The 26,468-nt window shown below is 41.0% G+C and carries 2 protein-coding genes; both read right to left on the minus strand.

The features are described from left to right. Positions 1-460: 460 nt before the first annotated feature. A complete protein-coding gene (locus BLP46_RS01965; protein ID WP_092974809.1) occupies positions 461-20,386 on the minus strand; it encodes an SDR family NAD(P)-dependent oxidoreductase in 19,926 nt (6,641 codons plus the stop codon). A 17-nt stretch (positions 20,387-20,403) separates the two neighbouring features. Then, positions 20,404-26,367: a type I polyketide synthase gene (locus tag BLP46_RS01970; protein WP_092974812.1), complete on the minus strand. Its 5,964-nt coding sequence runs from the start codon at positions 26,365-26,367 to the stop codon at positions 20,404-20,406. Positions 26,368-26,468 lie beyond the last annotated feature (101 nt).

Genomic DNA, 26,468 nt, shown 5'->3' on the forward strand with positions numbered 1-26,468 from the left:
GCAAAATGTTGTATTTAGCGTCTCAAAAAATTGTCGAACGCTGGACACAAAGATGTCGAAACTGGGATGTAGTTTTAAGCCAGTTATCAATAATATTTGAGGCCAGAATACCTGCTTGATTTGCCCCTGAGAATAGAATTTCCTGTCTGCAAAATGTTATTCACGCTTTGGCATGCATAACATTCCGCAGACAGGAATGAAAAGTTGACACGGGGCAAATCAGAAAGCCTGATTGCAACCGCAATCCTGTATTCTGTTATTGCTTGAAGGATTATTATTTACACAAAATTTTATGGGTTGCCTTTAAAATTATAAGTGGGAACAGCCTGCATTTGGGTTGTTCCCACTTCTTTAATATTTAACAGGAAAAAAGCTATTGCGCAAACAACACAGGGAATGATTCGATTTGAACCATTCCCTGTGTTTAATTGATTGTCTTTTAGTAATGCCTAATTGACTTTTACTTATTCGGATACAAAAGCTTCAATGGGTTTGAAACATTGTACTTGCCGTTGTCAATATCCTTTTTCTTGGGATACAGCATATTCAGTCCGTTAATTTCGTCTGATTTTGCATTTGTATTGTCTGACAAACGGCTTTTTGGTGTGAGCATTACCAAAGGTTTGATGTTAATGCTTTTTGTTGTTACAGGCTTTTTCTTTGGGTAGAGCATTTGAAGTTCCTTAATTCCCTTGACCGTTCTTGAATCCGGGAAACCCTTGGATGAAGTGCTGTTTTCTTTCAGATTCTCCGAGTTTGTTTTTTTTGTCGGCTTTGGAGAATCCAAAGTAATCTGCCTGAGTTTATTTGATGTAGTTGTCTTTGATACTTTCTCTCTAACAACACTTGGGCTGTCCAAGGTAATCGGACGTTCAGGTTTGTTTACAGTGCTCTGACTGTCTGGAACACTATGTGAAACCTTGTTGTCTAAGTCGGATTTAATTTTAGCCTTGGGCTTTAAAACCTGTGTGTTTTCAGGCTTTGCATTGACCTTGTTTTCGGCATTATTTAAAGTCTGTTTATTGTCGGCTTTTTTTGCCAAAGTTTTGGGCCAATACTTTTTTCTTCTGAACGGATATGTCGGAAGTCTTAACAGCCTAATGTTATTGTCCCACAGATTGTCGATAAATTCGTCGTATCCGATGCAATAAAATTCCGCAAGACTTGTAAGAGCCTTTTTGAAACGCATTTCATCCATTGCTTTTGTTCTCAAAAGTTTGGCTGCATCATTAAGTGAATTTTGAATCTTTTCGTCAGCATTAAAGTTTTTCTTGATACTTCCAATGTAGACATTCGGATTCTTTTCTCCCAAAATTGCAGCTTGTAATGCGTCAACAAGTTCTGCTTTGTTCTTTGCAACAATGGCGGTACGCAGATTAAAATGCTGTCTGCCCTTCATAAGGGTGTAGCTTGCGCTTGCCAATTCATTTTCGGAGCATTCGCTTCTGTTGACAAAGTTAAGTAAGTCTTTGAGTCTGTCAGTCAGCGATTCTTGGCTCTTTGCAGAGAACAACATCAGATATTCTGGTTTTGAAGCATTTGTATTCTTTGGCTTCGGTGCGGATTGCTCGTCATAGCTTTGCAATACTATGTGAGCGTTTGTTCCGCTCATACCGAATGCGCTTACGCCTGCAATTCTCTTTTTGCCGTTGGAATCTTTCCATTCTTTGTTTTCTCTGTTAATAAAGAACGGACTGTCTTTCCAGTGAATGTATTCGTTCACCTGTTCGCAGTTAATGCTTTGCGGAATAGTTTCTTTATACATTGACATAACAAGGCTGATAAAGCTTACTATGCCCGAAGCCGCTAATGCATGTCCGATATTTGGCTTCGTTGAAGTCAAAGCGCAGAAGCCATGCTTGGTGGTGTATTTTTTGAATGCGTTGGCAAGTGAATTGATTTCAATCGGGTCGCCCAGATTTGTGCCTGTGCCGTGAGTTACAATGTAGCTTATGTCCTCGGGATTGATTGCAAATTTATCATAGACTTCTTTAAGTAGGGCGGTTTGTGCGCTTCCGCTTGGAGCGGTAATGCCGTTGGTCTTTCCGTCATAATTAATTCCGCTTCCTATTACCGTTGCATAAATAGGATTTTTGTCTTCCTGGGCTTTATCAAGACGTTTAAGAACAACTGCGGCAACTGCCTCGGCAGGAACCATTCCGTTTGCACGCTTATCAAAAGCATAACATTTGCCGTCAGCGGATAGCATTCCGGCATTTTCCATAGCCTTGTATGTGCCCGGGGTTGTCAGAATGTTGGCACCTGCAACTATTGCTGTGTCACATTCGCCGTTTCTCAAACTTAGGCACGCCTGGTGAATTGCAACAAGGCTTGACGAGCAAGCTGTGTTGATTGCCATATTCGGACCTTTGAGGTTCAGCAGATATGCAAGTCTTGCAGCCAAAACTGCGTTATGGTTTGAGGTTATGCTGAGCTCTTCCGAAAGAATTGTGCGGTAGTCTCCCTCTTCGGCACCTACAAATACGCCAACCTTTTCATTGCTGAGGTTTTCTTTGCCGTAACCTGCGTCCTCAAGTGCTTTCCACATTTCTTCAAGCATAATTCTTTGTCTTGGGTCAATGCTTATAGCTTCTCGAGGAGAAATTTTGAAGAATTGCGGGTCAAATTCGCCGATGTCGGGTAATACGCCCATCTTTCTGCTCTTCAACTGTTCATCGCTGCAGTCGGAATACATTTCCTGCCACTCGGTTCTTTCTTCGGGAACTCTTGAGATTACTTCTCGTCCCTCAAAAAGAATGTTCCACAACTCTTCGATATTCTTTGCGGCAGGGAACTTTCCGCTCATACCTACAACAGCAATCGGAATATTGTCTGCACTTGATTTTGCTTGGGTATTTTTGTTCAGAATAAATTTTTCGTTCTTGCTTTCAATGTACTGTTCGCTGCTGATATTGCTTGCGGAATCGTTGATGTTATCCGATTGCTCGGCTGCAACCGATTCACCATACAAATCATTCATAAGTTCGGAGTGTTCGGTTATCAGGTACTCGGCAATACTCTTTATGCTTGAGTAGCTGAAGAACATATCCGGGGTGATTTCCAAGTCGTATTTTTCACTCAGTGCGGCTGCAAGCTCAACAAGATTAATTGAATCAAATCCAAAGGTCTGCAAGCTGTCGTTTATATCCATCTTGTCAATCGGCAGTTTGAGAATATCGTTAATTACCTTTTTGATGTCGTAGATGATACATTGCTTGACGCTCATATCGCTCATCTCTGAAATCCTCAGCTTGCCCGAAACAAATTGTTTGCTGTCAGAAGTTTTACTTGTTGCGGCAGATACAGGTTCTTTTGGTGTATCTTCTGACGGAGCCTTGTAAAGCTCTGCCATCTTGTCGCTGTATTCTTCTGCAAAATATTTGCTCAGTTCACGAACATTTGGATAACTGTAAAATACGTCTGGGGTTATCTCGATTTCAAGCTTGTCGCTCAAAGCTCCGGCAAGTTCAACCATACTGATTGAGTCAACACCAAAGCTTTCAAAGCTGTCGTCATTGCCGATAATATCGGTGTTGAGTTTCAAAAGCTTGCCCAATACTGACTTAACGTCGGAATTAATGCACTGAAGAACAGACATTCCGTTCATCTCGTCGGTTCGGTTAGTTCCTGCGGATTTTTCGGGCGTAGCCTTGGTTTTGACTTCATTTATTGCAAAGTCTGAGCTTATGCTTGAGTTCAATTCAATGCCGATAAATGAGTTTGCAAGGTTTTTGTCTGAGTCATATACGTTGATGTCAACATATATGATATTGTCTTTTGACTTGCGATATTCAGCCTCAACACTGCCTGTAACAAAGCTGTTGTTCTGAACGTAAATTTCAGAAATTTTTGCAACATTGCAACTGCTAATGCTAAGCGACAAAATTTGTTCAAGCACTTTTACGGCTTTATTGACCGCACCTGTGTCAATTACGCAATCGTGAGTATATGTTGTTGAAGTGTCGGAGCTGTTATTGTTTATGGTAATAACAAATTCTCCCGAATCAGGATTACTTTGTTTGAGGTAGACATTTTCATTGCCTATTTTTTGACTGCTGCCAAGGTTGTTTGTGTCAATCTTGCCTGAGCGGCAGCTTTCCGCAATTTCTGCAACTGCTTCGCAGTTTTTCAGTATATCGGATTCATTTTCTGTTTCCTGATATATTGTGCATCCGTAATTGTTGTTTATCGGATAAATGTTTGTAAAGAAGTCGCTTTCGGGTTTCATCGGCATTGCAGGCACAAGGTCTTTAATAACAACAGCCTTTGGTTTTTGTGTTACTGCCATAACCGTTGCCACACGAACCATTTCTGCCTGTGAAGCAAAGGACACAAAGCCTGATTTATCCAGATATATACCGTTTGTATTATCAGACAAATGTGTTTTGTACTTTTGCTCTGACATATTGGAGATGTTCTCATGTACAAGCGGATGAAGTCTGCTTTGTGTTTCATCAGGGCAAAGGTTTGCCGATGATTTGCTTACAGCATCTTCAACCCAATATTTTTCTTTTGAGAACGGATATGTCGGAATGTCGATGACCTGTAATGTTTCGCCGCCCCAAATTCCGTCAAGATAATTTTCATATCCGCTGCAATAAAGTTCTGCAAGTGAATAGAGTATATCCTGATATTTTCTTGCGTCATTAACAACCGAAAGGCTGCTCTTGGCAAGCTCGTCTACCATTTTGCCCATAGAAACCTTTGGCTTAAATTCTCTGTGGATATTTCCGTAGAATATGTTAGGAGCAACAATGTCGTTTTGAGCTTGTCTCAGCATATAAACGGCGTCTGACTTGTCACGCACAACTATTGCACATCTGTATGTGAAGTGTTTTCTTGTGTCAATAAGCGAGTAGCTTACTCTGTCAAGACTGTTATCCATATCGCTTCTGCTCTCAAGGGCTAAAGCCATGTCCTCAAGTCTTCTTGTGAGGGCTTCTTTGTTTTTGGCAGAGAATACAAGCAGATAGTACGGCCTGTTCAGCTTGGACTGTGCGTTTGAAGCGTCAGACTTGTAGCTTTGAACAACAATATGTGCGTTTGTTCCGCTGAATCCGAATGCGCTTACGCAGCCAAGTCTTCTCTTGTCGCCGTTATCGGTCCAAGGTTTCAGCGATTTGTTAATGTAGAACGGACGTTCATCTGTGTTGATATAGTCGTTTTCCTGTTCGCAGTGTATGCTTGGCGGAATGACGTTGTTATTCATCGCCTTAACAAGGCTGATAAGACTTACAACACCGGAAGCCGCCATTGTGTGTCCTATGTTCGGCTTAACGGAAGTCAGTGCACAAAATTCCTTTTTATCGGTAAATTCCTTAAATGTGTCTGTCAGTGCGTTAAGCTCAATTGGGTCGCCCAGCTTTGTGCCCGTGCCGTGAGTTACAATGTAACTTATATCTTCGGGGTTTATGTTAAATCGGCTGTATGTGTCTTTCAAAAGCTGTGACTGCGCCTTGCCGTTTGGTGCGGTAATTCCGTTTGTCTTTCCGTCATAGTTGATTGCACTGCCTACAATCGTAGCGTAAATTGAATTGTTGTCTGTCTTTGCCTCGTCCAAACGTCTGAGTACCACAACCGCAACTGCCTCACCGGGAACCATACCGTTGGCACGCTTGTCAAATGCATAGCACTTGCCGTCCTTTGAAAGCATTCCGGATTTTTCCATTGCAAGGTATCTTACAGGAGTTGTGAGTATATTTACACCTGCAACGATTGCCGTGTCACACTCTCCGCAGCGCAGGCTTTGGCAAGCTTCATGTACAGCAACCAATCCTGCCGAGCAGGCGGTGTTGATGGTCATATTCGGGCCCTTCATATCCAGAATATACGCGAGCCTTGCGGCAAGAACCGCATTGTGGTTTGAGGTTATTGCGGCGTCGTCGCCTATTATGGTGTTGTAGTCGCCGTCTTCGGCACCGACAAACAATCCGACTCTTTCTTTTGTATAGTTCTTTGAAAAATATCCTGCGTTTTCAAGAGCCTTCCATGTTTCCTGCAACAAAATTCTTTGTCTTGGGTCCATACTTTCGGCGTCTCTCGGCGAAATTTCAAAGAATAGCGGGTCAAATTCATCAATTCCCGACAATGCACCCATTGTGCGCATTGAGGCTTTTTCGGGTTCATCGGCATACATCTTTTCCCACGATTTGCGTTTTACCGGGGCAATGACGTCTTTGCCGTTTTTGATGAGATTCCAAAATTCATCAACGTTGTCAGCCTCAGGGAATTTGCCGCTCATACCTACTATGGCAATCGGGCTGTTTTCTGAAAATGATTTTGAGCTTCCGCCCACAAATGCACTTTGTGCAAATATTTCATTCTGTTTGCAGATTATGCGTTTTCTTGAAGATTTTGTCGTGATTTGAATATCGGTTGGCTTATTGTCGGTGTTTGGAGTTGAAACAAAAGCCTGTGGTTTAATGTCTGCTTCGGCATACAACTTATTCATTTTGTCGCTGTATTTGTTTGAGAGATACTCGCTGATTTTATTTACGGTAGGATAGCTGTATATCAAATCAGGAGTGAACCTTATGTCAAACAGTTCCTCAATTGCGCCTGAAAATTCAACAAGGCTCATTGATTCAAATCCGAAGTTTTCAAGATATTGGTCTGCGTTTATCTTTTCGAGCTTTAACTTTAATACGTCTGCGATAATTTTCTTAAGTCCATATGCAATACATTCCTGTACCGTCATACCTGTCATCTCGGCGGTTCTCCTTGAATCCGAAGCAATTTGTGCCGAATCCGTTTGTACAGGCTGAGGTTCTGCTGTTGCAGGTGTGTTTACAGGTGCGGGAGCAATATTGTTTGTAAGCTCAACAGCCGAAGCAGGGGAGCTTTCGCCGTAATATTCCTCCATTTTGCCGTGATACTTATCGCATAAGAAGTCTTTTAATTTATCAGCCGTGTAATAACTGTAAAATACGTCGGGAGTTACATTGGCTTCAAAATGTTCGGACATAAGTCCCGCAAATTCAACGATTGTCAGGGAATCAAAACCAAAGTCATTGAGGTTATCGTAAGAGCTGATTTTTTCGGGCTTTATTTTCAGAATACTGCCCATAAGCTTTTTAACTTCCCACAAAACGCACTCTTCGACAGTCCAGCCGGTCATTTCTTTTGTGCGCTTTGAATTTGCATTAGCGTTGTGAGCAATATTTTGATTTGTTTCCTGACTTTGAGTTGAGGCTTTGCCTGTCGTTTCGTTCTCTGCATAATCTATTGTGGTTTCAACGATTTCACCGACGCAATTTGCACCGTCAAATCCAAAAACGGGAGAACAATTGTTGTCGTAAGCCGCAATGTTATAACAGCCGTTTTCAGTTTTTTGAATTGTTATCCACTTTATGTTGTCAAGCGAACCGCTGAACATAAAGCTGTCTGTGCCTGATAATACGGAAGAACCGTTAACCGATGACAAGGCAATATTCAGAAGCTTTTGTATCTGTACAGCATTGTTTTCTGATTCCGAATTAAGGTTTATTTCAAGCAAAATCTCATTGCCGGAGTTTACCATAGCCCTGCTTATTGCATCGCCAAAATTGTTATTAATTTTGGTTTCTCGGTTAAAGTTGCTGAGCGACAGTGCAGGTACTATGTTTTTACCCAATGGAATTACGCTTGCCTTACCTTTGCAGGCAACAAGAACCTGTTCGTCATTCAGATTTTGATATACAACCCACTCATAGTTGTTAGGTTTTGAAATGTTTAACGATATATTAAGTTCTTTTTCGTTTTTGTCAACCTTTACCGGTTCACCCCAAATTACTTCTTCAAACTTCAAAGTTTGTTCGGGAACATTTACAATCAGACTTATTGCCTTTGCAGCCATTTCAATGTATGCCATATCTGACATATTTTCGTTAAGAATGTACTGCGAAATATTTTTATCGGTATTTTTAATTTTGGTTGTGAATTTTATACCGTTAAAATCTGATGTGTTTTCCTGAAGCAGAGGGTGGAGATAAGATGTGCCTGCGGGAGTATTGTACTCTGTGATTTTAGGTATGCTGTATTCCTCGTTTGCAAAAGGATAGGTTGGCAGGCTGAGCTTTTTAACAGTTCCGTACTTTTTATATAGCTTTGTCCAGTCAAGTTTGTAGCCCCTTGTCCAGATGTCGAGGAGTTTTTCATATCTGCTGTGCTCAATAAGGTCGTCAACCGTTCTTTCCAATTCCTTGTCTATGATTGAGAACAAGTCGTTGCTCTCGTTTACTTCTCCCTTGTAGATGTTTAAATCATTCTTATCGGGAGAGATGACTTCGTTGAGTTTTTCAACGAGTTCTGAAATTTTAGAAACCGCAAAGCCGATTCTGCAATTCATTGCTTCTCTGCCTGTGGCTAAAGTATAGCTTATTGATAACAAATCATCATCGGTATAATGATTTTCAAAAATGCAGTCTTTTAATCTTGCAGCCTGCTCTTTTACTTGTTCAAAGGTCTTTGCCGACAAAAGAATTACCGCAGTGTAATTATCAGCATGATAATTCGACCTGTTGTCTATGTATTCCTCAACAATAATATGGGCGTTTGAGCCGCCTGCGCCAAAGGCAGAAATTCCTGCACGCCTTGGTGTTTCAATGCCCGAATTGTTTTGGCGTTTCCATTCTGACAGTTCTTCGGAAACAACAAACGGAGTGTCCTTAAAGTCAATGTACGGATTAAGAACCTCGGAATGAAGCGACGGAGCAATTTTGCCGTACTTCATCTGCATAAGCACCTTTGTGAGGCTTGCAATTCCTGCCGCACTTTCGCAATGACCGATGTTTGATTTTACCGAGCCGATTTTACAGAATTGCTTATTGTCGGTGTATTCTTCAAAGGCTTTTGTAAGACCTGTGATTTCAATAGGGTCTCCAAGCGAAGTTCCTGTTCCGTGTGCTTCGATATAACCGATAGTGCCGGCGTCAACATTTGCCTGCTTTAATGCCTTTGAAATGACATTTGTCTGTTGAATCGGATTCGGAACGGTGTAGCCGTTTGTTTTGCCGCCGTGGTTAACTGCGGTGGCTTTTATTACGCCGTAAATATGGTCGCCGTCTTTGATTGCCTTGTCAACAGGTTTTAACAGAACTGCGCCGACGCCCTCGCCTGGAACATAACCGTCGCCGCCTTCGCCGAATGCTGCGCATCTGCCCTTGGCTGAAGCAAATTTGCCCTGTGAAAGCACGAGGAACTTGTTTGGATGAATTGATACGTTTACGCCGCCGGCAATGGCTGCATCACATTCGCCGTTCTTTATGCTCTGGCAGGCAAGGTGAATTGCCGTAAGGGAAGAGGAGCACATTGTGTCAACCACCATGCTCGGTCCGTTAAAGTTGCAGTAATATGAAACACGGTTTGCAATTGACGAAGCCGTGCCGTTTACAGCCACCATATTGCCCTTGAGCTGTTCCTGAGCCGCATACAATTGATATTCTTCGTACATTGTGCCGACATATACGCCCACATTTCTTTCGGCAGAATTTCGGGTGTAGCCTGCGTCCTCCATTGCTTCATATACGCACTCAAGGAAAAGCCTTTCCTGAGGCTCCATAAGCTCTGCTTCACGAGGAGAGATGTTGAAGAATAACGGGTCAAAGTCAAATACGTGGTTTATAAATCCGCCCCACTTGCTGTAAGCCTTGCCCGGCTTGTTTTTGTTGCTGTCAAAGTAAAGTTTGTAATCCCATCTTTCGTTCGGAATTTCTGTAACACAGTCAACTCCGTTTGAAAGGTTATTCCAAAACTCTGTGATATTGTCTGCTTTTGGGTATCTTCCCGCAAGACCTACAATTGCAATGTCGGTTTGGTTTGTGCCGTAGCCACTGCGATTTTGAATGAATCTGGATTTATTCATTCTGTTCTTTAGGCTTGAAGTCGGTTTGTGTTCCGTGACAATGGAAGTTGTGATATTTTCTTTCACATCGTCCGATACGCCTATTATTTCGCTGAGTTTGTCAGCGTGCTTTTCAATAAAGTATTTGCTTAGCTCATCAATGGTTTGATACTCAAAGAACAGAGTTTTTGGCAGTGAACCGAATGTTTTTTCAAGCTGATTTGTCATCTGCATTGTCATTACGGAATCAATGCCGTATTCTTCCATTGAAATGCTTGAATCAATTTTTTGAACAGGTAATTTAATGTTTTCGGAAAGCAGTTTCTTCAAAAATTCAGAAGTTTTTTCAAGAAGTTCTGAGTCTGAAATTTCATTTGCAGACTCTGCGGTTGTTTTTGCAGGTAATGTTTGTCTTGAAACTTCCGCAGCATTGTTTTCCGAAGTTTTTTGCAAAAGACGTCCGAGCTTTTTGTCAGAGCCGTAAAGCACAAGATTCTTGCTGTTGTTTGAATCCAATGCAAAGTAAAATGCGTTGAAAGCGTTTTCTGTGTCAATCAGTTCTATTCCGTTTTCTGACAAGGAGTTTATAACGGCTTCATCAACCTGCATACCGCCGTCTTTCCACAGAGGCCAGCATATTGAAACGGTTTTTCCGCTGCGTTTGCCGCTTTGTGCCAGCAATTGACGGTGCTGTGCAAATGCGTCCATAAATGCATTTGCTGCGGCATAGTCAAGTTGTCCCGCATTGCCAAGTGTGCCTGATACCGATGAGAAATATACCATAAAGTCAAGCGGTATGTCTTTTGTTGCGGTATCAAGATTTACAACTCCGGATACCTTTGGTGACAGGGTGTTCAAAAATTCTTCGCTGCTCTTTTTTATTGCGTAATTATCTTTGATTACTCCTGCGCTGTGAATAATTCCGTTAAGTTTTCCGTATTTGCTTATAATATTCTGTATTGTGTTTTCAACAGATTTAATGTCGGTAACGTCTGTTTGAACATAGCTAACCGAATTTTGACTGTCTGCGTCAAGTCCAAGCTTTTGGGCAAGTCCCTGTTTTGAAGCTGAACGTCCTGTGATTATAATTTTTGCTTTTGGAGCTGAGACAGCGATTTCCTTTGCAAACAACATTCCAATGCCGCCTGCGCCTCCTGTAATGAGGTACACGCCGTCGTCTTTCCATGGCTTTTTATCAGCTTCTGAATTGCATACGGTCTTTTGATATGTTTTGATATACCTTGCTTTTCCGTCAAGTTTTACATATGCATCGGTTGAATACTTGTATTCATCGTACAGTAATTTTGAGATTTCCTCATTGTCTGAACCGCTCCATTCCACTGCCTGTGCGGTAATGTACGGAGTCTCCTTTTCGACGGATTTAAGCATACCGAATATGCCGGAATCTTCGATATTCTCTGTGTAAACAAATTGAAGGAATACATTTTGCTTTTGTGACAGAATATTTTTTATTTCTTCAAATACAGCCAAAGCGTATTTTTTATATTTTTCATCTGCCGATTGATTTTCTGACAAGACGATAACTTCGTCGGCTTTAAGCGGATTTTTGATACGATTTGCCGAGGCAGAGTCAAAATCACAGAGGATTGAAATGTATTTGTCGTATTGATTTTGAGAGTCGGAGATATTAAGAGTTTTTTCACTCCAAGCGTCAGCCGCAATTATCAGTTTTGAAGAATCTTTCAGACTGTCGGAGCTGACGGCACGTGCGGTGTAGCCCTTAATTTCAACGCAAACATTTCCGTTTTCGTCATACAAAGTGATGTCGTATTTGTCAACCTGTCCGTTTGTGCTTTGCATAATGGCAGAAACCCAAACCGACTCTTTGGTACGTTGATAAACCTTTATATCATCAATTGCAAACGGAAGCTTTGCCTGACTGTCGTCGTTATCCATATAAAATGCAATAACGGTCTGGAACGCTCCGTCTATGATACTCGGATGAAGTATATATGCGGATTTGTCATTGCTTTTCGGCATTGTAAGGTGTGCAACTGCTGTATTGTTGTTTTTGCATAATTTATCAATACATCTGAAATTGTTGGAATACTCAATTCCTATATCGGAATACTTTTTGTAACATTCATCTGTATTAATTTCATTGCCGCACTGTGAAAGCAATTCGGAAATATTAACATTAGCCTTACTTTCGTTAGCCCTATCGCTAAATGTAACATAACCTTGGCTGTTGCTTATAATATCTTCGCTGTCCGAATTTTCTGTATAGATTTCATATTTCATTCCCGAATCGGAGTCGGGGATAAGAGATATGTTTATTTGATTTGACTTGCTTGCATTAAATTGACTGAACCAACCGATATTTCTTATTGCAACTTCAATATCGCCGTTATCAAAATCATATTCAAGGTTTGACGCCTTTAAAGCGGCAAAACAAGCCATTTCAAGATATACCGCACCGGGAAGTATTTTCTCACCGTAAATTTTATGTCCTGCAAGGAACGCCTCATTGCCCGTAAAGTGTGAGCTGTATTTTTGCTCGTTAAGGTCAGAGGTGTTTTCCTGCACCAAAGGATGTAAAGCGGCTTTTAATGCACCTATTGAGTTTGAATTTGCCGACTGCGGAATCCAATAGCGTTCGTTGTCAAACGGATAGCCTGAAAGACTGATTTTGTTTGGCACTGAGTGACCGTCATACAGAATATTCCAGTCGATGTCTGCACCCTTTGCCCACAAATCCAAAATTTCATCATATTTTTTGTCAGCCAAAAGGTTGTTAATCCACTGAGACAAATCTTTTTCAATCAATGCGAGTATGTCGGAATCTTTTTTGGCGTTTCCTCTGAAAATATCACTTCTTTGGTCGTCTCCGCCTGCCGCATACAACAGCTTTTCGGAAAGCTCTGCAATGTTACGTGCCGTAAATGCAAGACGATAATCCATAGCCTCTCTGCCAACTTGCAGGGTATAGGCTATGCTGCGCATATCATCTTCGGAGTAATGCTCCTGTGCGATAAATTCCGATAGCTCTTTTGCTTTGATATTTAATTGTTTTTCATTTTTAGCAGATAAAACTATAAGGTAGTTATCTGATGTTTCGCTTTCATTTGGCTTCTTGTTGTATTCCTGAAGAATTACATGGGCGTTTGAGCCGCCTGCGCCAAATGCGGAAATTCCTGCGGTTCTCGGAAATTCCTTTTCGGTTCCGTCAACCTCAATAACAGGTCTTTCCCAGTCGGACAAATCTTTTTGAACAACAAACGGCGTGCCTGCAAAATCAATGTAAGAGTTCAAAACATCTGAGTGAATTGACGGAACAAGCTTTTTGTACTTCATTTGAAGCAAAATTTTTGTAAGTCCCGCAATGCCTGCCGCACTTTCACAGTGACCGATGTTTGATTTTACAGAGCCGATACGGCAGAACTGTTTGTCGTTTGTGTAATTCTTAAATGCCTTTGTAAGTCCCTGGATTTCTATCGGGTCACCAAGCGATGTTCCCGTTCCGTGGGCTTCAACATAGCTTATAATTCTCGGATTTAATCCGGAAGCTTTTATTGCCGAGTCAATAAGACTGCTTTGTGCATTCGGATTTGGCACGGTGTATCCGTTGGTTTTGCCGCCGTGATTTACTGCGGTACCTTTGATTACAGCGTAAATATTGTCGCCGTCCTGCACAGCTTTGTCCAATGGCTTTAGGATAATTGCTCCGACGCCTTCGCCCGGAACATAACCGTCGCCGCCTTCGCCGAAACTTGCACATCTGCCCTTGGCTGATGCAAATTTTCCCTGGGATAGCATAACGTATTTGTGCTGGTGAATTGAAACATTAACGCCGCCGGCTATGGCAACCTCACATTCACCTTGCTTAAGACTTTGGCAGGCAAGATGAATTGCCGTTAGGGAAGAGGAGCACATAGTGTCAATAGACATACTCGGGCCGTGAAGATTACAGTAATATGAAATGCGGTTTGCAATTGAAGCCGGGTTTGAGCTGACAGCTATCATATGACCGTCTTTTTCTTCTTCTGCGGCATACAGCTGGTATTCTTCGTACATAACGCCGACATACACGCCGACATTGCCCGACTTTTCATTTACCTGCGCCAACTTCTGGCGTGTGTAGCCTGCGTCTTCCATTGCGTGGTAAACACACTCAAGGAACAGCCTTTCCTGCGGCTCCATTATTTCCGCTTCTTTTGGTGTTATATTGAAGAAGAGAGGGTCAAACTCATCCACACCGTCAATAAATCCGCCCCACTTGCAGTAGATGGTTCCGTCATTGTTTTTGTCTTCATTAAAGTACGATTCGTATTCCCATCTGTCCTCGGGAATTTCTGTGATGCAATCAAGTCCTGATTTTAGATTCTCCCAGAAAGTGTGAATATCGTTTGCCTTTGGATATTTTCCTGCAAGACCGATAATTGCAATGTCGCAGTTATCATTTGATTTCGGATTGCTTGTGTTTCTTCTTCTGCGGTGCCTCTTTGTCTTTGGCTGATAGCTTTCCGATTCTGACTTTGTGCTGTTGGCATTATTGAGAGAAACAGCTTTTTTGCCAATGAGTTCGGCAATTTTTGACGAGTAGTTTTCTTCAAAATAGTTGCTGAGTTCACCGATTGTTTGATATTCAAAGAACAGGGTCTTTGGCAGAGAACCAAAAACATTTTCAAGCTCGTTTGTCAGCTGCATTGCCATAATTGAGTCGATTCCGTATTCTTCCATAGGAACGTCTATTCCGACCTTGTTAGGCTGGAGCTTCATTCTCTTGGCAAGAATATCTCTTAAAAATACTGAGATTTCGGACTTTGTGGCTTTTGCAGTTACGCCGGAGCCGTTTTGACTGTCGGTATTAATCAGTTCGCTGAGCTTGTCGGCATATTCTTCAATGAAGTATTTGCTCAGCTCTGATATTGTTTGATATTCAAAGAACAAAGTCTTCGGCAGAGAGCCAAACACCTTTTCAAGTTCGTTGGTCAGTCGCATAGCCATAATCGAGTCTATGCCGTATTCTTCCAAAGGAGCTTTTGCGTCAATGCTTTTTAACGGCAGTTTTATTGTGTCTGCAAATATTTTCTTTATAAGCTCTTCAACCTTATTCTTGCTTAGGCTTATGTTATCATTGCCCGTGCTTATAACTTCTTCTTTGCGGACAATCTTTGGTTCAGATATATTGTCAATAAGTCTGGAGAGATTTTTCTTTTTGGCTGAAACACAAATTACTTCGCTTAGGTTTGAACTCCAAGCCTGTTTTAACGCCGCAATACCTTGCTTTGCCGGCATTGGCGACATTCCTACGGAGTCCTCCATGATTTTTTCTATGTTGCTGTCAACCGCCATTCCGCCGTCTTTCCAAAGAGGCCAGTTTATTGCCAAAGTTCTGCCGAATCTTGTGCCGTTGTTTACCTTTGCATTTCTTAGCTTGCTGAAAATATCCATAAAGGCGTTGGCTGCGGCATAGTCTGCCTGACCTGCATTTCCGTTGCTGCCTGTTGTGGAGGAGAACAGAATCATAAAGTCAAGCGGCTGTTTTTTGGTTGCCTCATCAAGGTATTCAACGCCCAAAACTTTTGGTTGAAGCACCGACTTAAATTCCGAGTCGGTTTTGCGGATTATGTAATTATCCCTGATGATTCCCGCACTGTGAATGATACCGTTGATTTTGCCGTATTTGCCTGTGATTTTTTCAATAGCGTTTTTAACCGATACTTTGTTAGTGACGTCCATTTGTACATAAGATACCTTTGAACCGTCAATAGAATCAATTATAGTCTGAATTTTGCTGTCAGGCTTTTTGCGGCCTGTCAATATGATTTTGGAATTTTCTGTGTTGTCTGCAATCTCTTTTGCAAATAAAGTTCCGAGTCCGCCTGTTCCGCCTGTAATTACATATACTCCGTTGTCTTTCCATATAGGTTTGATTTCTTCGTCGGGCTTAAATTCGGAGATAGTTTCGATGTATCTTTCTCCGTCCTTATACAGAATGTTTCCGTTATATGCAAATTCTTTTTCGTTATCAAGAATTTCGGCAATATTTGTTTCGTTGGTTATTCCGATGCTGTGTGCAAAGAACAGGTTTGGTCTTTCAAGGCACGCAGTTTTTAACTCCGCTCCGAGTGCAACGTTTAATTCGTTGAATGATTTGCTGTTGTAAACCAACTGCAAAAGTACCTTTTCGCTTTTGTTTGAGTTAAAAAAATCCTTTAATATGTTAAACAGGCTTACCGCATATCCGCTGTATTTTTCGGCATTGGATTTTCCTTTGCTCTGAAGTTCCTTGATTGCAACTGATTCGTCGCCCTTGTATTTTGCAGACAAAATTGCATATGTTTTTGGCATATTGCAAACCACAACATATCTCTTTGCGAATTGAACATCTTTTTCTGTTCCGACTGTTTTTGTCCAGTTTTTGCAAAGAAGAGCCGTGTCAACCTGTTCGCTGTTATTGCTCTTGGCTTCCATTGTGCGTGAAGCATATTCGGTAATCTTTATGCATACGTTTCCTGCTTCGTCACACAATGAAACGTTGTATTTGTTTATGTTTGAAGACGATGGGCTTGTTTTGCGAACAATTGCCCACATTTCGTCAGTGCATTTTTTGAATACTTCGGCTTTATTAAGCGCAAACGGAATGCTTGGACTTGTTAAGTCTTTCATACTGCCGTCTGCAATATTCATACCGATAATCGACTGCAAGGCACCGTCCAACATTCCTGTGTGAATATACACGTCGTCTCCGATGTTGTTTGACGGCATAACAAGTTTTGCAACAGAGATATTGTTTCCTACATATATGTCCCTGATGCATTTAAAGGTGTCGCCGTACTTCATATCCATCTGCTCGTACTTTTTGTAGCAGTCGTCGGAGGAGATGTGAGTTGAGCACTGTTCTTTTATATTTTCTATGTTTTCCTGAGGAACGACGTCAACCTCTGTAACAGAAATTTTGCCTTGGCTGTTTATTACTTCTTCGTCGCCGCTACCCGTGTAAATTTCGTATTCAATATCGTCTTGATTATCTTCGTACAAAGAAATGTCAACTGTTTGATTTTCGTCGCTTACATCAACAGTAGTAAACCATCCCACATTTTTAAATGTGGTTTTGAGATTTTCCTGCTCTTCTGAATAGCCGCTTGCGTCAAACACAGCTTCACGGGCAAGCTCCAAATATGCAACGCCCGGAAGTATCTTTCTGCCGCCGATGATATGTTCTTTGAAAAATACCTCATTTCCGTCAAAAACAGAGGAGTAGCTTTGACAATCAAAATCTGAAATATTTTTGTGGACAAAAGTGTGCAGCTTTGTAACAGCCTCTTCGGATTTCTTTTCTGCCCAGTATTTTTCCCTCAAGAACGGATAACCGGGGAGTTCAATCGGCTTTTGCTTGCCGAAGATTCCGTAAATTGCGGTTTCGTATCCGCCGCAATAATACTCTGCCAGCTTAAGCGTATTTTGCTCAAAGTTTTCAGAGGTTCTATTGATTTTTGACGCAATGTCAGATACCTTTTTGCTTATGTCTGACTTTGGCTTAAATTTTCTTTCAAGCTCGCCGTAGAATATGTTGTCAGAAGCGTCGCCCTGAATTGCCTTTTGTAACAATTCAACCGCATTTTTAACGTCTTTGGCAACTATTGCACAGCGGTGATTAAAGTGTTGTCTGCCCTCAAGTAGAGTGTAGCATATTGCCTCAAGCGTACCGTTGTTTATATCATTGTTTTCAAGAACATCCTTAATTTCCGATAATTTAAGTTTGAGCGACTCTTCTGTTTTTGCGGAAAAGGCCATAAGGTAACACGGAAGTTTTTTGATGTTGCTTAATTCTTCCTTTTCTTCTCTTTCGCAGCCGCAGCTCTCAACAACAACATGTGCGTTTGTACCGCTGAAACCAAATGCGCTTACGCAGCCCTTTCTTGTGTGGGCGGGACTGTCTTTCCACTCTTTATTTGACAGGTTGAGATAGAATGGGCTGTTGTTCCAGTGAATATAATCGTTGGGTTCATCACAGTTGATTGTTGCCGGAATAACCTCTTTTCTCATTGACATAACAAGGCTGATGAGGCTTACAAGTCCCGACGCTGCCATAGAATGTCCGATATTTGACTTGGTTGAGGTTAATGCACAATATGAAGTTTTGTCTGTATATGACTTATAAACGTCTGTCAAAGCGTTTATTTCAATCGGGTCTCCAAGCTTTGTGCCTGTGCCGTGGGTTACCACATAGCTGATATCTGACGGGTCAATATTAAATGTATCGTATACATTTTTGATGAGCTTAACCTGAGCCTGTCCGTTTGGAGCGGTTATGCCGTTGGTTTTGCCGTCATAGTTAATTCCCGAGCCGATGATTGAAGCATAGATATGGTCGTTGTCACGCTGAGCCGCATTGAGCTTTTTGAGCACGATTACTGCAACCGCTTCTGCCGGAACCATACCTGACGCCTTTTTGTCAAAAGCACGGCATTTTCCGTCGGCAGCAAGCATTCCTGATTTTTCCATAGCGAAAAAGCCGTCGGGAACGGTGAGAATATTTGCGCCTGCAACAATTGCAGTATCACATTCGTTGTTCCACAGGCTCAGGCAGGCTTCGTGTACTGCCACCAAAGCCGAGGAGCAGGCTGTGTTTATGCACATATTCGGACCGTCAAGATTCAGAAAATAAGCTAATCTTGCAGCCATAACCGCGTTGCTGTTTGAGGTGATACTGTTGTCAGAAACTAAAGTTTTGTAGTCTCCGTCCTCTGCACCGAGGAATATTCCGATTTTTTCATTCTTGATTTTCTGTGAACCGTATCCGGCGTTTTCCAGTGCTCTCCAAATTTCTTCAAGGACAATTCTCTGACGAGGATCCATATTTTCCGCTTCGAACGGATTTATTTCAAAGAAAAGCGGTTCAAATTCCGATACTCCGGGAATAACGCCTATTGACTTGGTGCTCTTTGTCTTTTCGTCTGCGCCGTCGTAAACCTTGTTCCATTCGGTTCTCTCTTTTGGCATAGGTTTTGTGACTTCTTTGTTTTCATAAAGAATGTTCCAAAATTCTTCCACCGTTCTTGCGTCAGGAAAACGTCCGCTCATTCCGATGATTGCAACCGGTTCTTTTGAGATTTTTCTGCTGTCGTCAAAAAGCTCTTTTTCGTTTTGACTGTCAAAGTAGCTTGGGACATTTGTGTCCGAAGCGTCGTCAGCCTGTGAAATTTCGGCTTCATCGACAGGAACTTCGTCATTGTGTTCGGGTTCCTCGGCTTTAACGGTTTCAGTCTTTTTTGCCAAAAGGGCTTTCATTTCGTCAAAGTGATTTTCGCAGAGATACTGCGTTATTTTTTCAACAGTATCATAGCTGAACAGCATATCGGGCGTAAACATAACGTTAAGTTCTTCGTTAAGTCTTACCGCAAGTTCAATAATGCTGATTGAATCAAATCCGAAGTGGTTGATTGACTCGTCGGTTTCAACCCTTTCTTCGGGAATCTTAATCAGGTCGCTTATTATAGATACGATTTTTGCAGACAGATTTTCTGTAAATTCCTCGTTGTCCGGTTCGGCAACATCTGAATCGGATTCAATATTTTCTGAGATATTTGTATTGACTACATTGCTTGACGAGGAAGAGGGTGAGTCCGATTTTATATTCAATTCATCAATGAGATAATCGGTTAATGAGCGAATTGTGGAGTATCTGAAAAATACATCCGGCGTCAGTTCAACAGAAAACTCACCGTTCATAGCGCCTGCAAGCTCTATGAAGCTGATTGAGTCAAATCCAAAGCTCTTAAAGTTGTCGTCCTCATCAATTTTATCCACCGAAATATTCATAAGTTTGCCAATAATATTTTTAGAGGCTGAAATGATATTTTCCTTAACGGCGGATTTATCCAAAGCGTTGTCAGCTTGGGTCGGCTCGTTTTGAGAATCAATGCTTTTAAACTTTATTCCGTTAATAAAAATTATTGCTTCGCCCTTAGCGTTATAGAAACTTACATTGATTTTTCCGCCGTCAACGGACTGATTGATTTTTTCTATGTATGCCCATTTTGCGGAATCGCTGTTCTTTGCAAAAGTTATATTTTCTGCGGAGCAAACGCCCAAATTGTGTTCTGACATATAAATGTTGGCAAGTTGAACGCATACATCAAAGCAATCCGGGTCAAGGCAGATGTTGTTGCCCGATTTGTCTGCGTCACAGAACTTTACAAGCAAATTTTCTCTGTTATCCGCCGAGATACTCTCAACAAACTCCTCACTGCTTTTAAAAATTGTGTTGTTGCAGGATTTAATATATTTGTCCAGGGTGTTGCTTGATTTTGGCATAACGGCATTTTTGGCTGTTCCCTTGCACAGAACAGAACCGCTTTGTGCGTCAATCTGCCAATTATATCCGCCGTTTAAATTAGGATATACGTTTACGCTGAACTTTTCGTCAGAATCTGTATCATTTTTTGCCCACTCTGCGTTTTCCATACAAATGCAGGCGTCGCTATTGTCCATATAATTCAAAATGGTTTTTCGTGCCATTTCTATTTGTACAGCTTCTATGATGAACCGTGGATTTTCGGTAAAAATCTTTTCTAATTTTTTATTTCCCGGTGTCATAATACATATCCCTCCTATTAATTATTTTTTCTCGGGTTTCTTCTGCTTACAAATAAATCGCTTACAGAGAAAACCTCGCTTGTTTGCTTATCCTTGTTATCCGCAGCAGGTTTAATTTCTGCTGTTTCGGATGTGTCGGATGAATTTGCCCAGTATGTTTCCCTGACAAACGGATAGGTGGGGATATGAATCAGGGAGGTATCTTTTAGCATATTGCCGCACCAGCTGCTGTATCCCTCACAGTACAGTTCTGCAAGCTCGGACATAATCTTTTTATAAAGAGTTTTATTATCTGTGTGTGCTTGTGCTTCGTTGAGCTTGTTTTCAATATTAAGGCTTATGTCGCTGTCTTCAACAAAGTTTTTGCTTACCTTTGTATATTGTTTTTTGTCTTGCTCATAAAGCATTTTTAGCTTTGTAACCGCATCGTCAAGATTTTCTGCAACAACGGCACATCTTATATTGAGGTGCTGTCTTCCTGCAAGCAACGTGCGGCTGAGATTTTTTATTTCATTATTCTTGATTTTCCCGCTTTCAATATATTCAATAAGGTTTAATATCAGCTTGTCCATTGACTCGCCGGTTTTGGCTGACAATGGAAGTATGAAGCAAGGTTCGGCGGCAGGGCTTGAACGCTCAGATTTTGAAGTGTTTTCAACCACAATATGTACGTTGGTTCCGCTCATACCAAACGAGCTGACTGCGCCGATTCTCGGCTTTCCGTTTATATCATTCCATTCCTTGTTTTCTCGGTTTATGTAAAGCGGCGAATTGTTCCAGTCTATGTAATCGTTAACCTGTTCGCAATTTATGCTTGCCGGAATTAATTGCTCCTGCATAGCTTTTACCAAACTGATAAGGCTTACAATTCCGGACGCCGCAAGTGAATGACCGATGTTCGGTTTAACAGAAGTTATGGCGCAGTTTGCACCCTTTACGTCAAAGCCTGCAAAGGCGTCAGTTAAGGCGTTTATTTCCATCGGGTCGCCAAGTTTTGTGCCTGTGCCGTGGGTGACGATGTAGCTGATGTTAGACGGGTTTATATTATATCTTTTATATACATCGGTTAAAAGCTGCTTTTGCCTTTCGCCGCTCGGAGCTGTTATTCCGTTGGTTTTGCCGTCGTAATTGATTCCGCCGGCAATGATGTTGGCATAGATTGGGTTGCCGTCTTTAATTGCTTTATCTTCTCTTTTTAGCACAACAACCGCAACCGCTTCCGACGGCACCATACCGTCCGCACGTTTGTCAAATGCATAACATTTTCCGCTTGGTGACAGCATTTTGTAATCTGCCATTTTTCTGTATGATTCCGGTGTTGAAAGCAAGCTTACTCCTGCCACAACGGCGGCGTCACATTCGCCTGCTTTTATGCTCAGGCAGGCTTGGTGTAATGCGGTTAAGCCGGACGAGCAGGCTGTGTCAACCGCCATATTAGGACCTTTTAGGTCAAGAAAATATGCAAGCCTTGCAGGCAAAACAGAAATTGCGTTTGTGGTTATTCCCACTTTGTCGCCCTTAAGCAAATTGCTGTAATCGCCCTCTTCACAGCCTACATACATACCGATTCGGTCATTTGCCAGCAAATCACTGCCGTATCCTGCATCTTCAAGGGCTTTCCACGCTTCCTGCAAAAGCAGTCTTTGTCTTGGGTCGATTTTTTCGGCTTCTCTCGGAGAAATCTCAAAGAACAAAGGCTCAAATTCTGAGATTCCCGGAACAATGCCGACGCATTTGTTTATATTGTCATAGGCTTTTTCGCTGTTTAAACATGCCCATTCTTTTCTTTGGGCGGTTATGTCTTTTATAACATTCTTTCCCGAAAACAGAATATCCCAAAGCTCGTCGATATTTCTTGAATCGGGGAAACGTCCGCTCATACCGATAATTGAAATTTTCGTCGGAGTGGAGGTGTCATTACCGAAACCTTTTCTTTTTCGCTTTGACAAACTTCTGTGCTTTTTAGGAGCTTTAACTTCGGGTTGCTCAATATCTGTGTCTTTGTTATCTGAAGTATTTTCTTCCGGTATAATGCTTTCCGAATACTTTGCAAATTCTTGCTTTACATTATCTTTGTCGGCAATGAACTTTGCAAGTTTGCTTACTGTCGGATAACTGAAGAATACGTCGGGTGTGATTCTTGTTTTGAAAACATCGGCAAGTTCGGTTGACAGAGATGTCAAACTGATTGAATCAAATCCAAAGTCTGCAAAATTTACATTCAATGCAATCTTTTCGATTGGCATCATAATTATGTCACCGACGGCATTTTTGATTTTTTCAGTTACGTATGTTTCAATATCAAGTTTGATGCTCGGCTTTTTTATTGAAGCTGTTTCTGATTTTTTTACAGGGACAACAGCTTTTTTTGCAGGCTTATTGTCAACGCTTATCGCCGCTTTTGAGGAGCGTACATTATAGATTTTGTTCAGCCTATCGGAGTATTTATCCATAAGATATTCTAAAAGTTTGTTGACGCTTCCATTTGTCAGTACAATATCTTTATTGATGTTTATTTTATAATATGCTGAGATAATCTGTGATAAATTTGTCAGAGAAACGTTGTCAAATCCTAAGTCCGCAAATTTATCATTATTTTGAATTTCGTATGGAGAGATTTTTAATATTTCTCCGATAAGAATTTTTAAGTCTTCAATTTCAGATTGCTTAATATCGGTTTGTGCCGATTGAGGTGTAACCTTTTTATTAACCGCAAGTTCTTTGTTTTGAAGCACTTGGCTTACATTCAGATTTTCAATGTTGAGAAAACGATACACATTCCCTCTTATGCCGTCAAACACAAGGTGCTGACAGAAATCCATTGACAAGACCTTTTCAAAAACAGCCGTTCCGTCCTGTTCTTCAAGAAGCTTTTGTCCGCTTGACTTCATATACAGCGAACTTGCCTGTTCGTCTTTTAGGTTCATTCCTATGCTGTGCCACAAAGGCCAGTTGATTACAATACGCTTTTTGCCGTCTTTTTTGCTTAGGGCATAGGCTGTCTGGAATCTCTTGCCTGCAGCGTAACATCCCGAACCGAAGTCGCCCAAAATTGCAGCGTTTGATGAAAAATAACATATGAAATCCAAGTCCTCGTTTTTCAGGACTTCGTCGATAACAAGAGTGCCGTTTATGTTGGCTGACAAGATGTCTTTAAACTCTTTTTCACTTTTATCAAGTATGCTGCTTCCGCCCTCAAGACCTGCGGCGTGAATGAATCCGTCAATTTTGCCAAAGGATTCTTTTGCTTTTGCTATAACGTTTTGCATTTGTGAGATGTCGCAAACGTCAGCCTGCAAATATATTGCATCACTGCCGTACTGCTTAATCTGTTCAAAGCGTTCTCTGTTTTTGTCGGGTGAACTTCTGTTTACAAGAACTAATTTTGCGGAATACTTTTGAGCAAGCCATTTTGCAAAAATAATTCCCAATCCGCCAAGTCCGCCTGTTATAACATATACGCCGCCGTTTTTCAGAACATTTTTCGGATTGTTAGGCAAAGCTTCTTCGACAATTGCGGTAACCTTTCTTACGCCGTCTGCATAATATACGTTTTTGTTTTCACTTACATAGGTTTCTTTCCAAAGCAGATCGGCAAAGTTTTCAAATGTCAGCTTATTGCTTTTCTTTGCAAATGCTGTTTTAAATTTTGTATTTGGAATAACAAGCCTGAGCGAACGTCCCAATCCCGCAAGAGCTTCACAGTAGCTGTACTCAATCTCGTTTGAATATTCGCCTGCGACAAGTATTGAGTCAACCTTTAAATCAAGCTCTGCAATTGCCTGCAATGTATACAATATTCCGGTTAAGCAGTTGGTTGAATTTTCAGCCGCATTGTAAAAATACAGCAGAACGTCAATTTTTGAAAGCTTGTTTTTTAATGCGCTTAGGCAGTCAATATATGTTGATTTTTTATAATAATCAATATTAAAAATGTTGCTTGAATCAGTGTTAATGCTGTCGGAAACAAAGGTTATGTTAACATTTGGATTATATTTTGAAATTTTATCTTTTAATATATCCTGACTTTTTTTATCCGATAAAAACGCAACAATGTTTTTAACATTGCTTTTGCCGTATGTAAAGATGTTTTCGGGCTTTAAAACCTCATTAAACGACATCAGTTCATATTTTTTGTCTTCGATTGCTTTGCTTCCGTCAGACGAAAATACAATGCCTTCAAAGCACAGTATTGTGTTCATCTCTGAATCGCATATATCTATATTAAAAGTCTTGTTTGCTTTGTCGGCAGAGATTAAGGCGCAAAAGTATTCTGCACTTGTATTGTTTACATAAACTTTGTGAATTTGTTCTACTGCAAAATTTTTTTGATTGCCAAACAGCGTTTCAAATGTTGTATTTATGCACTGCTCAAGCAAATCAATGTTTAATACAAGACTGCTGTTACTTTTGTGTACATCGTTAAATTCGATATACATTTCGTCGGCGTCATCTGAGCCTGGATTGTTAATCCTTATCTCAAAATCGGTTTTATTGTTATGCTCCGGACTGTAAACGCAGTTTTGAACGATGTCTGCGTTGATTGATTTTTCATCTTCGTCTTCGTCAATACATTCTATATATGCGTCTGCAAAGTTTTCGCCTTGGTCTTCGGCATCAATAATTGAACACTCAATTTCAGAATTCCCGACTTCGTTTAGGTCAATGTAAATTTCTTTGTCGGTTGATGAGATTTCAATTGGTTTATTGAATTTTAGGTCAAACAAGCTCAGAGCACTGTATTCTTCTGCCAGCGAGAGGCTTGTTGCCTTTAAAATCATCTCAAGCTGTACAAGCTTTGAAAGTCGGTTATTTTTGCTATATTTGTTTAAATCAAAATTATCTGAATTAAGAGACGAGCTGAACCGCTGTTCAAAGAAATTTGAAATGTTGTGTTGTATATACGGATGTGTTACGCACTTTTGTTCATCTTCGTCAAGATTGTTTCTCAGCCAGAAATTTTGTTTTGAAAAAGCATATGTCGGCAAACTTATCAGTCTTGGTTCAGGCGAGCTTTCGGAATACAAAACACTCCAGTCAAAGTCAATGCCCTTTACCCACAAGTCGGCAACCTGGCTGTATTTGTTGTGGCTTATAAGTTCGCATATAAAGTTTTGCAGTTCTTCTTCGCGGCTGATAGAGGAGATGTCAACAGAATTTTCGTCGCTGACAAAAATACCTGCCTCGTCTTTCCCAAGTGTTAAATATTTTTTCAGATACTCCACAGCTTCGCTCACCGACGAAGCAACAAAAGCAAGACGGCACGACATTTGTTCACGTCCTACTTGGAGTGTGTAACAAATATTTGCAAAGTCTTTGTCGCTGTACTTTGCAATGCACTTTACAAGACTTTTTGCCATATCGTTAAGGCGGTCGAGGCTTCTTGCCGACAATACAACTATCTTTTCAATTCTTTCGTTGTACTGCTTTTGAAGCATAAATTCGTCAATGCCGCCTGTGACGGATGTAGATTGACTTGAATCTTCTTTTGATGTATCGCTGTCAAAATCAAAGTCAAAAAGGCTTACATTCTTTGGATTTTTCCCTATGTTTTGATACATAAGGTTCCAGTCGATGTCCGCTCCGTTTGCCCACAAACTCATAATTCGTGAATACTTTTTATGTTGAACCAGGGTGGAGATAAACTCCCTCATATCTTCATCACTGTTCATTGCCGCAATTTCCGAGTTGTTTGCGCTTCCTTGGATAACAGAATCCGAATTATCAAAATTAGGATATTTTGATAACAAAGATTTAAGCTGTTCTATGTCTTTTGCAATAAATGCAACTCTTTCTTCCATACGGCTGTATTTGGATTGGAGCGTATAACATATATTTTCAAGGTCAAAGTTATCATAATTATTTTGAATAACAGCTTTTAAAAGCAGGGAGGCAATTTGGCGCAGCTGACTTTTGTTATGAGCTGTCAAAACCGCAATGTTTCCGGGTTCGATATTGCCGCCTTTGTTAACATCTGACATTCATATATTCCCCCTTAATTTTCAGAACAAACAATAAATAAGAAATATATTGTCGTTAATACTCTGTTTATAAATCTATAATAAGCGTAGCGTTTCTGATA

It is taken from the genome of Ruminococcus sp. YE282, assembly GCA_900101355.1.
Classification (GTDB): domain Bacteria; phylum Bacillota; class Clostridia; order Oscillospirales; family Acutalibacteraceae; genus Ruminococcoides; species Ruminococcoides bromii_A.

Coding starts and splice junctions, on each gene's coding strand:
- BLP46_RS01965 (WP_092974809.1), bottom strand. CDS start 20,386: ATGACACCGGGAAATAAAAAATTAGAAAAGATTTTTACCGAAAATCCA.
- BLP46_RS01970 (WP_092974812.1), bottom strand. CDS start 26,367: ATGTCAGATGTTAACAAAGGCGGCAATATCGAACCCGGAAACATTGCG.